At 62.0% G+C, this 5,616-nt stretch carries 6 protein-coding genes; 4 read left to right on the top strand and 2 right to left on the bottom strand.

Going from position 1 to position 5,616, the window contains the following annotated elements; translation table 11 throughout:
- Positions 1 to 703: AMP-binding protein (locus F4V54_RS10055; RefSeq protein WP_249041287.1), on the bottom strand; the 703-nt coding region annotated here is incomplete at its 3' end.
- 75 nt (positions 704 to 778) lie between these two features.
- Here F4V54_RS10055 and F4V54_RS10050 point away from each other — a divergent pair.
- The 4 genes from F4V54_RS10050 to F4V54_RS11795 are packed head-to-tail and all read left to right on the top strand — an operon-like array spanning position 779 to position 4,801.
- Entirely contained in the window at positions 779 to 1,933 is a 1,155-nt protein-coding gene (locus F4V54_RS10050) for a sensor histidine kinase (protein WP_249041288.1), read from the top strand.
- A 1-nt stretch (position 1,934) separates the two neighbouring features.
- Positions 1,935 to 2,585: a response regulator transcription factor gene (locus F4V54_RS10045; RefSeq protein ID WP_150387041.1), complete on the top strand. Its 651-nt coding sequence runs from the start codon at positions 1,935 to 1,937 to the stop codon at positions 2,583 to 2,585.
- 58 nt (positions 2,586 to 2,643) lie between these two features.
- Positions 2,644 to 3,357 carry an ATP-binding cassette domain-containing protein gene (locus F4V54_RS10040; RefSeq protein WP_150387044.1) on the top strand — a complete coding sequence of 238 codons (714 nt, stop codon included), beginning with the start codon at positions 2,644 to 2,646 and terminating at the stop codon, positions 3,355 to 3,357.
- Positions 3,358 to 3,361: 4 nt separating this feature from the next.
- Complete coding sequence (locus tag F4V54_RS11795) at positions 3,362 to 4,801, top strand: ABC-2 family transporter permease (RefSeq protein WP_150387040.1); 1,440 nt, start codon at positions 3,362 to 3,364, stop codon at positions 4,799 to 4,801.
- Positions 4,802 to 4,820: 19 nt separating this feature from the next.
- Here the strand turns inward: F4V54_RS11795 and F4V54_RS10030 are convergent.
- Positions 4,821 to 5,616 (bottom strand): 1,4-dihydroxy-2-naphthoyl-CoA synthase (locus F4V54_RS10030; RefSeq protein WP_150387039.1); only part of this gene is annotated, 796 nt, incomplete at its 5' end.

Genomic DNA, 5,616 nt, shown 5'->3' with positions numbered 1-5,616 from the left:
CGCGGACGCGGACGTGGGCGCCGGCGATGGGTCGGCCGTCGTAGACGCAGCCGCCGGAGGTTTCGGAGGAGCCGTAGGTGGTCACCACGTTGATGCGCAGTTTGGCTGCCGAGTCGAGCATTTTCGGGTTGATGCGGCCGCCGCCGACCAAGATGGCGTCGAAAAGCCTTAAGGCTTCTATGCCGGCGAGGGTGCTCATGATTTTGTTGAGCTGCATCGGGGCGAGCGAGGTGTACATGCGGTCGCCGGTGGCGGCAAGTGTTTCGGTGCGTGCGGCGAAGTCTGCGGTGTGGAAGCCGTCGGTAAGGTCGACGAATTCTGGTTCGACGCCGGCGACCATGCTGCGCACGAGGACCTGCAGGCCCGCGATGTGGTGCGCTGGCATGGCTAGAAGCCATTGGCCCGGGCCACCTAACGCCTGGTGTGTGGCATCGGCGCTGGAAATGAGGTTCACCGGCGTGAGCTGTGCGCCCTTCGGCGTGCCCGTGGAGCCGGAGGTGGCCACCACCACTGCGATCTCATCTGCAATGGACTGGCCCGCGCGCATGCTCACGCGGAGTTTGTCCGCCCGCGTCGGATCATTGGTCGGGACGGGCAACACCGCACATTCACCAGAGATTGCCGCTTCCAGGTCGGGCATGATCGCTAGCGGATTAGCCAGGTCAACGGGGAGTAATTCGAGCATGTTGGGCACGCGCGTCATCCTAGCGTGAGTCAATCTCCTCCTGTGGGAGGAGGAGCCAGAGTGGGGTGGCGGGATAGGCTCAGGTTCGTGCGTATGAAATCCGGTGAGCTCGTGGTCACTTCGTTGGCGGCTGGGTTGGCGCTGGTGTACACGGTGCCGCTGTTCACTGGCCATGTGGCTACCCAGGATTGGGTTCAAGTGCTTTTGTCCTGGTGTTTTGTTGGGGCGCTGTCGCGGTGGCAGAGGAACCCGGTGGTGTCATCAGCATTGATGGTGGGGTTGAACGTGGCGTGGTCGGTGCTGTGGGTAGCTGCACCGACGAATACTGGTTACACGGTGTGGGTGGTGTTGGTTCCGCTGGCGGTTTATACCGGACGCCGCCATGCCCAGGACATCCACGGCGGCAAGAGGGATGGTGGGTCCAATCGTGGGATGTGGCGTGCCACGCTACTCACCGCGGTTGCGGCAGCGTGGTGTTTCATTTCCCCTTTCATGTGGACGTGGGACGAGGGCTTCATGCTGTTCTACCGGCGACCGCCGGATGCAGCGTTGACGTTGTTGTTTCACTGGGCGGTCATTGCTGTGGCGTATCTTCTTGCGGCGAGTGGGGCTGCTGAAGAGGAGGCGGAGAAGCATAGGTCGCGTATGCGGGAGCAGCGTTTGGTTGCGGCGCGGGAGGAGGAGCGGCTGAACACGGCGCGCGATATCCATGATGTGCTGGGCCATTCGCTGACGTTAATCAAGGTGCAGGCTAATGCGGGGCTGGCTGCAGGGACGGAACGAGAATCGCTTGAGCTTATCCGGGACACAGCGGGGGACGCGCTTGCGGACATTCGCTTGTTGGTCAAAGGGCTCCGGGATAAGGGGCCCGGGCTCGCGCCTGCCGTGACGGCTGAATCGCTTCCAGCGGTGATTGAGCGTTTTCGTGCCAGTGGCATGACGGTCACGCTGGATGCGCCGGAGCGGTTGAGCGTGCCTACTGTGACGGCCCAGGCGCTCAACAGGATCGTCGCGGAAGCGCTCACCAATGCGGTCAAGCACCAGGAGAATCCGGTGGCGCGGGTTGCGGTTGAGCAGGGCCCGGAGGCGATCGTTGTGACGATTGCGTCGGTGGGCCGTACGCAGCCGCAGCCGGGAGCGGGCACGGGGATCGTCGGTATGCGGGAGCGTGCACGTGCGACGGGCGGGACCTTCGAAATTGAACACGAAGACAACAAGGTCACTGTCACCGCAGTGCTGGGAGTTTGAGATGCGCATTTTGCTTGCCGACGATCAACCGCTCCTCCTCCACGCCCTCACCACCATCCTGAACGCACAACCGGATTTTGAGGTGGTGGCCACCGCTGCTGATGGTGAGAAGGCGGTGGAGCAGGTGAAACAACACGACATCGATGTGGCTGTGCTGGATATTCGGATGCCAGTGCTTGATGGGATTTCCGCGGCGCGTCAGATCATGCCACTTGGGCCGAAAGTGATCATGTTGACCACCTTTGATGATGATGCGTTGGTGAAAGCTGCGATTGATGCCGGCGTTCACGGATTCCTGCTTAAGGACGCTGATCCGGAGGTGCTGGCGGAGGCTATCCGTACGGTTTTTCATGGTGAATCTGTCCTGGCTAGTGGTGTGACCGGAAAGGTGTTGGAGTGGGTGCGAGGTGGGGTGGATACGGACAATGCTTTAAGCGATGAGCAGAGGCAAGCGCTTTCCTTTCTCACCCGCCGTGAAGTGGAGGTGCTGGCCGAAATTGGAACTGGAGCAACGAATGCGGAGCTGGCTCAGCGGCTATTTATCGCGGAGACCACGGTGAAAACACATGTGAAGAATTTGCTGCACAAGCTCGGTGCGCGTGACCGAGTTGCGTTGGTGCTCTTTGCACAACGGGCTGGAATAGTGGACTAGAAAATCCTCCCGTGGGGGGATTACACATCTGACCTGGACCACAAAGATGGTGTGCATGATCAGTTCGCACCTTGCTTGTTCAGATATTTCCGTCACTTTCGGTGACCACCGTGCTTTGAACGATGTGGCGCTGACAACGTCACCTGGTCGTGTGCATGCGCTGCTTGGGCCGAATGGTGCTGGCAAGTCCACGTTGATGTCGGTGCTGCTTGGCCTGATTAAGCCCGATCATGGCAGCGTGACGTTGATGGGGCAGCCTTTCAAGCGATCCAAATTGCGTTGTGTTGGGGCCTCTATCAATGACCCGGCGTTTTACGGCCACCTTAGTGCCCGCGACAACCTGCGGGTACACACAACATTGCTCGGTCTGCCGGATTCGGAGGCAGATCGTGTGCTTGAGCTTGTCGGGCTGGAGGCCGCGGGGAAGAAGAAAGCCTCACATTTCTCCACCGGCATGAAAGGACGCCTGGCGTTAGCGCAGGCGCTGCTCGGCGAACCACCGGTGTTGGTGCTCGATGAACCTCAGAACGGCCTTGACCCGGAGGGCATCGCGCACCTGCGTGAGTATTTGAAGGACTATGTCCGTGCTGGGCGTACCGTGCTGGTCAGTTCGCATCAGCTTGGTGAGGTCCTCCACCTGGCCGATGATGCCACCGTGATCGCCGATGGCACCGTGCGGTTTGCAGGCGAATTACGCGAGCTTGGCCCGAACCTGGAGGAATCCTTCTTCCAGCTCACCCGTGGCACTGCTGCGAACGGGGAGGTGCTCTAAAACAATGCGGGAACTGCGTGCTGAATGCATCCGTGCGAAAGGCTCCGTCCTGTGGTGGCTCGCCGGCAGTGGCCTAGTGCTGGGCTTAGTCCTGTCGGGAATGTCGCTGGCCGGCGTTGTTGAAGACGCTTCCGACATGCTCAACTGGCAAGCATTGCTGGTCACGGGCATGCTCGCGCCGCTCGCCGCACTGTATGCGGGGCTGGTGGAGCAACGGGAAAAACAGTCGCGCTCGGGCGGAACGCTGTGGCGCCCGGCATCGCAGCATGCGACACGTGCTGCCCGGCTCGTGGTGGTGTGGGTAGCGCTTGGTTTGTTTTTCTTGCTTGATTTCGGTGCGACATGGGCGCTTGCTGCGCTTTTCGGTCTCGAGCACGCGGCGCGCGTCCTATTGATCGGGGTTTTCACGTGGGTCGGTTCGCTCGGTGTTGCTGGCGTAGCTGCGGCAGTGAGCCGCCGCTACGGTCTTATCGTTGCGCTCGCTGGTTCCCTCATTTGGCAGTTCCTCGGCTATTTCGCCGAGCGTGACTGGTGGTGGCTCAGCCCCGGCGCGTGGCCTATGCGTCTCGTGCTGCCCACGATGGGGCTGCACTTCAATGCAACACCATTGGAGGCAGATTCGCCGTTGCGGTATGAGTCACCGTGGCCGGCCTTCGCTCTGTGCGTGCTGCTCGCCGTGGTGGGGATGGCGTGCACAGTGCTTGTTCCAGCGCGGTTGACTCCTCTGCGCTTGCGCCGCCAAACCGTCCATGCGGTGACCGCGCCGGTAGCTGATAACCCTGCAATACCCGCTGTGAACCGTCCGGCCGCCGTGCCACACCTGGCAGCACTTCGTGGCATTCATCGCGCTGCGTTGAATCCGGCGGTGATTGGGTGCGTGGTCTTGTCCGTGCTGGTTATGCTGTTCGCACTGCGCTACGACCCATCCGTACGCACGGGCTTGTTCACCTATGCGATCCTGCCCGTTGGCGCTGGTCTGCTCCCAGTGCTCGTGTGGCCGCAGTTGCGGCCGGCCTGGTCGCTCATGCAGATCGAGCACGCGCGCGTCCGCGCAGCACTTCTTGGTTGGCTGCTCATTGTGGTCGCGCTCGTTGCGCTCGTTGCCACGGTGACCTGCGGGGCAATGCCTATCGACGCTGCCCGTCGCCTCCTCCTCGCCGCCGTCATCGGTGGCGCGATGGCATTCCTCTCACTGGCCGTTACTGTTCGTTGGGGCGTGGGGTGGGCACTCGCTCTGACACTGGCCGCGACCATTTTCTCCGCCACGATCGGCGGCGATGTTCTCGCCGAGAGCGCACTCTGGATTATCGCGCCGACAGCATGGCCGGAAACTGCCACGACCCTAACGCGTTTCGCTATCGCTAGTGTGTTGGGTGCGGCGCTCTTCGCGGGAAGTATGGCTTTGGCCCACCGGTGGCTGCGCGGATCACACGTGCGGGGTTGACCGTATCTAGTTGACCTATCTAGTAATAGAACGGGAACTCGTCCCAGTTCGGCGGGCGTTTTTCCAGGAAGGAGTCGCGGCCTTCCACTGCCTCGTCGGTCATGTAGGCGAGGCGGGTGGCTTCGCCGGCGAAGACTTGTTGGCCCATGAGGCCGTCGTCAAGCAGGTTGAATGCGAATTTGAGCATGCGCTGTGCGGTGGGGGACTTGCCGTTGATTTCGCGGGCGACCTGGATGGCTTCATTTTCGAGTTCCGCGTGGTCGGCGACGATATTCACGGCACCCATGCGGTGCATGTCTTCAGCGGAGTAGGTACGGCCGAGGAAGAAGATCTCGCGTGCGAATTTCTGACCGACTTGCTTGGCCAGGTAAGCGGAGCCGTAGCCGCCGTCGAAGGAGCCGACGTCGGCGTCGGTCTGCTTGAAACGTGCCTCTTCGCGCGACGCAATGGTCATGTCGCACACGACGTGGAGGGAGTGTCCGCCGCCAGCGGCCCAGCCATTGACCACGGCGATGACCACCTTGGGCATGGTGCGGATCAGGCGCTGGACCTCAAGGATGTGCAGGCGGCCACCCTCAGCTTTCACGCGGGCCTCATCGACGTGGTCCGCGGTGGCGGCTTCCACATCATCGTCGTGGCTGGTGGCGTACTGGTAGCCGGAACGGCCGCGGATGCGCTGGTCGCCGCCAGAGCAGAATGCCCAACCGCCATCTTTCGGGGAGGGGCCATTGCCGGTGAGCAGGACAACACCGACGGACGGGTCGCGGCGGGCGTGGTCGAGCGCGCGGTACAGCTCATCGACCGTGTGCGGGCGG

The organism is Corynebacterium tuscaniense (assembly GCF_008693065.1).
Classification (GTDB): domain Bacteria; phylum Actinomycetota; class Actinomycetes; order Mycobacteriales; family Mycobacteriaceae; genus Corynebacterium; species Corynebacterium tuscaniense.
The sequence above is the reverse complement of the archived record's forward strand: the minus strand, read 5'-3'. Positions and strand labels throughout refer to the sequence as shown.